Raw genomic sequence first — 3,710 nt, 5'->3', positions numbered from 1 at the left:
GACAGGGGTAATACTCTTCCTGAATTACAAATGTCGGTATTGAATCAAATCGAACGTCCGAAGTTTGTTTTACTTGATACAATTAGATTGTGGATTGAGAATCGCCGCGACGCTTTGCTCCAAGTCATAGGAAAAGTCGATGCCATCGTACTAAATGATGAAGAAATTCGCCTCATCACCGACATCACAAGTATTCCGAAAGCAGTCGCAAAATTGTTTTCATTGGGACCGAAAGTTGTCATCGTAAAGCGTGGAGAACATGGCGCGACGATGCATTTTGCCAGCGGTGAATTCTTTGCCTTACCAGCGATCCCAATTTCCGATGTAATCGATCCAACTGGCGCAGGCGATAGTTTTGCCGGTGGATTTATGGGAAGATTGGCGGTAGAAGGTTCACTGAACCAAGCGGCATTTCGGCGGGCATTGGTCGCCGGTACAGTGGTTGCGAGTTTTACCGTACAAGCATTTGGACTGGAGAAACTGGTAACGGTAACTCCGGCAGAATTGGCAGAACGCGAAGCATTTCTCTTGCAATCGATTCGCGTAGCATGACAAGCACGCCATACATCCCATTAGAATACCGCGATGGACGTTTGCGATGGATCGATCAAACCAAACTTCCGCAGGAGTTGTTATATCGGGAGAGTGCGGATTGGCGGGATGTCGTTGCGGCTATCCAACGGTTGGAACTCCGGGGTGCTCCGTTACTTGGTATCGCAGGTGCGTATGCCGTTGTTTTGCTCCTCAATGGATTATCGAAGACAAAACAGATCTTTAACGATTTAGATGATGACGAGTTACAGCAGCTTACGGAAATTGGACGCGCCCGCCCGACTGCCGTAAATTTAATGATTGCTGTGCAACGGTTGCTCGATGCAATCCGTCAAAATCCTCAAGAAGATTTTCGCGAAGTAGCATTGCATGAAGCCGAGAAGATTGCTGATTATGAGCGCAAAGCCTGTGAGAAGATTAGCCACTTTGGCGCAACGCATTTGCGCGATTGTAAGACTTTTTTGACGCATTGTAATACCGGTCCATTGGCGACCGGGGGTATGGGAACCGCATTCGGCGTCGTAATGGAATGTTACCGCCGCAATATATTGGTGCAGGTGTTTGCGACCGATACCCAACCATTACGACAAGGGGCGCGCCTTACAGTCTGGGAATTCCAGCAGTGGGGAGTGCCGGTAACGCTAATTCCCGATACGGCAGCCGCGGGTTTATTGCGTTCTGGAACGATTGATGCAGTGGTTGTTGGAGCAGATCGCGTTACCCGCAACGGTGACTTTGCGAATAAAGTAGGTACGGCGGGTCTTGCGGGAATAGCTCATTTAACGAATACACCTTTTTATTCAGCATTTCCGTGGTCGACCATCGATGCGAATCTACTTTACGGCAGTGAAATATCGATCGAAGAACGGTCGCCACAAGAAGTTTTGGGAACATTAGGATATCCAATCGGACAGGAACCTCCGGTTTGGAATCCGGCATTCGATGTGACACCACATACTTGGGTGTCAGGATACATAACAGATCGCGGGGTGTTTACCCGCGACACTTTCACGCAACAAATTGCCGCTCCCGCGGCGGAAACCGAATAACGCATCTCGTATTGGATAGGAGAATTTCCGGTGAAAAAAACTGCGTTAATCCTCATCGCATTGCTGATGGCAGCTCTCGTCATCGGTTGTGGTAATCAAGTGATCCGCTCTGCTGAAATCTATATGCAGCAAAACGATCTAATAAAAGCCCGCGAAGTCATCAATCAAGGACTACCAACCTTACAACCGGGTAAAACCCGTGCCGAAGCGTATTACTTCTTGGCGAAAATGTCGAATGATGAGATAACTACTATCAATGCTCGTGCAAAGCGTGACAGCGCCGATGTTGCAAAGCAAAAAGAACATTTCGACTCTCGGCTACGAACAATCAATCAGTTCAACATCGAAGCTGACAGTTCGATGAAGAATGACAATTCCTTTAAGGGTCGAATTGACACACTCCGCACTAATCTATGGATCGAATATTTCAACGCTGGTGTTGCCCCGTTTAACGATCACAAATGGTCGAATGCTATACAAGCGTTTCGGTTGGCGTGGTATGTCGACAGCACGAAAAACGATCCAGCTCGACTAATTGGTGAGGCTTTATTACAAATGGAACGCGGCGAAGAAGCAGTCGGCTGGTTCACCCGTGCCATCAAAATGGAAGGCTCGACCCCGGATTTCGTTTCCCGAATGGACATCGCCAATTTCTATTACTCGAAAGAAAAATGGGAAGATGCTATCGGATATTTCAATCAAGTGATCGCGATTCAAGCTTCGGACAAAGACGATCAACAACGGCAAAAAATGATTAAAACGGTTCAAAGTCAAGCAGTTGCGAACAAAGCAATTTGTCTTGATCAATTGAATCGTACCGAGGAAGCGACCCGGGCGTATGAGACGGCGTTGAAAGCTCAGCCGGACAACGCGGTATTGTGGTTTAACTACGGAAAGCGTCAGTTTGAAGTAGGTGTCGATGATAAAACCGCTAAGGACGAAAAAACAAAGCGGTTGTTAGATGCGGAAAAATCATTCAAGGAAGTGATTCGCATTGATGCGAATGACGCTGATGCGATGTACTTGTTGGGTTTAACAACGTTTGCATTAGAGCAATACGAAGATGCAGAAAAATGGCTTCGTCAAAGTCTAAAGATCAAACCGGATAATAAAGCAGCTTGGATGAACCTGACTGGAGCGGTGGGGAACCAAATCGTTGCATTGGGCGATAAAGGTAATGAGGCGAAGCGCAAAGAGTTGCTCCGCAAGTTAGAAGAACTGACCGCTGAAAAGAAGAAGCTTGGCATCGAGTGATTCAAACGAAACCAAAGCAAACATGGGAAGACCGCGTTGCTGCGCTGAAAACCCGGCAGTTACCCCGTCATATTGCTGTCATTATGGATGGGAATGGCCGGTGGGCGAAGCGGCGCGGTTTGCCACGTATTGCTGGTCATCGTGAAGGGGTCAAGTCGGTTCGGGAAATGATTGAAGCCGGGAAGGATCTCGGTATCGAAGCAATGACGTTTTATACGTTTTCGACCGAAAACTGGAACCGGCCCCGCGATGAAGTGAGTGCGCTTTGGAGTTTGTTAGTTACTGCGATGAATCGCGAAATCGAGGACTTGAAACGTAACAATGTTAAGGTTCGTACGATTGGCGATCTTTCTGCTTTACCACCTCAACCTCGCGAAGAGATGTTCCGTGCGATCCGGGAGACTGAGAAGAATACGGGAATTGTGTTGACGTTAGCGATAAATTACAGTGGTCGCTCGGAAATCATTTATGCGATCAACACTCTACTTGCCAGCGGCGTTACATCTGTTACGGAAGACGACGTAACGAATGCATTGATGACCAAAGGGTTGCCCGATCCTGATCTCCTGATTCGCACTTCGGGGGAAATGCGAATTTCCAATTTTCTACTTTGGCAAATCGCCTACGCAGAGATATTCGTAACGGACATCCATTGGCCGGATTTCCGGAAAGAAGAATTAGCAGTGGCGCTTGATTGGTATCAAACCCGTGAGCGTCGCTTTGGCAAAGTATCGGAGCAGTTACGCTCGTGAAAAATCTTTCTTTTATGGTTCATCAATTCGCTTCTCGCCTCTATCATATCCACCGGTTTTCACTGTTGATGGTGGGACTGTGCGCAATGCATCTAACACCATT

Annotated in this window: 4 protein-coding genes; all 4 read left to right on the top strand. The window is 47.6% G+C overall.

The window, feature by feature from the left end; genetic code table 11:
- A partial coding sequence (locus OEM52_14415) for a PfkB family carbohydrate kinase (GenBank protein ID MDK9701329.1) occupies positions 1-552 on the top strand: 552 nt, incomplete at its 5' end.
- Positions 549-1,601 (top strand): S-methyl-5-thioribose-1-phosphate isomerase, encoded by a 1,053-nt coding sequence (gene mtnA, locus OEM52_14410; protein ID MDK9701328.1) that lies wholly within the window; start codon positions 549-551, stop codon positions 1,599-1,601. The genes OEM52_14415 and mtnA, both read left to right, overlap by 4 nt.
- Positions 1,602-1,631: 30 nt before the next feature.
- Positions 1,632-2,855: a tetratricopeptide repeat protein gene (locus OEM52_14405; protein MDK9701327.1), complete on the top strand. Its 1,224-nt coding sequence runs from the start codon at positions 1,632-1,634 to the stop codon at positions 2,853-2,855.
- A complete protein-coding gene (locus OEM52_14400) occupies positions 2,852-3,607 on the top strand; it encodes an isoprenyl transferase (GenBank protein ID MDK9701326.1) in 756 nt (251 codons plus the stop codon). Before OEM52_14405 ends, OEM52_14400 begins: the two co-directional genes overlap by 4 nt.
- Positions 3,608-3,710: the final 103 nt, after the last annotated feature.

The sequence above is a fragment of the bacterium genome, from assembly GCA_030247525.1.
In the GTDB taxonomy this organism is placed as follows: domain Bacteria; phylum Electryoneota; class JAOADG01; order JAOADG01; family JAOADG01; genus JAOTSC01.
This window is presented reverse-complemented; position numbering and strand designations above follow the sequence as displayed.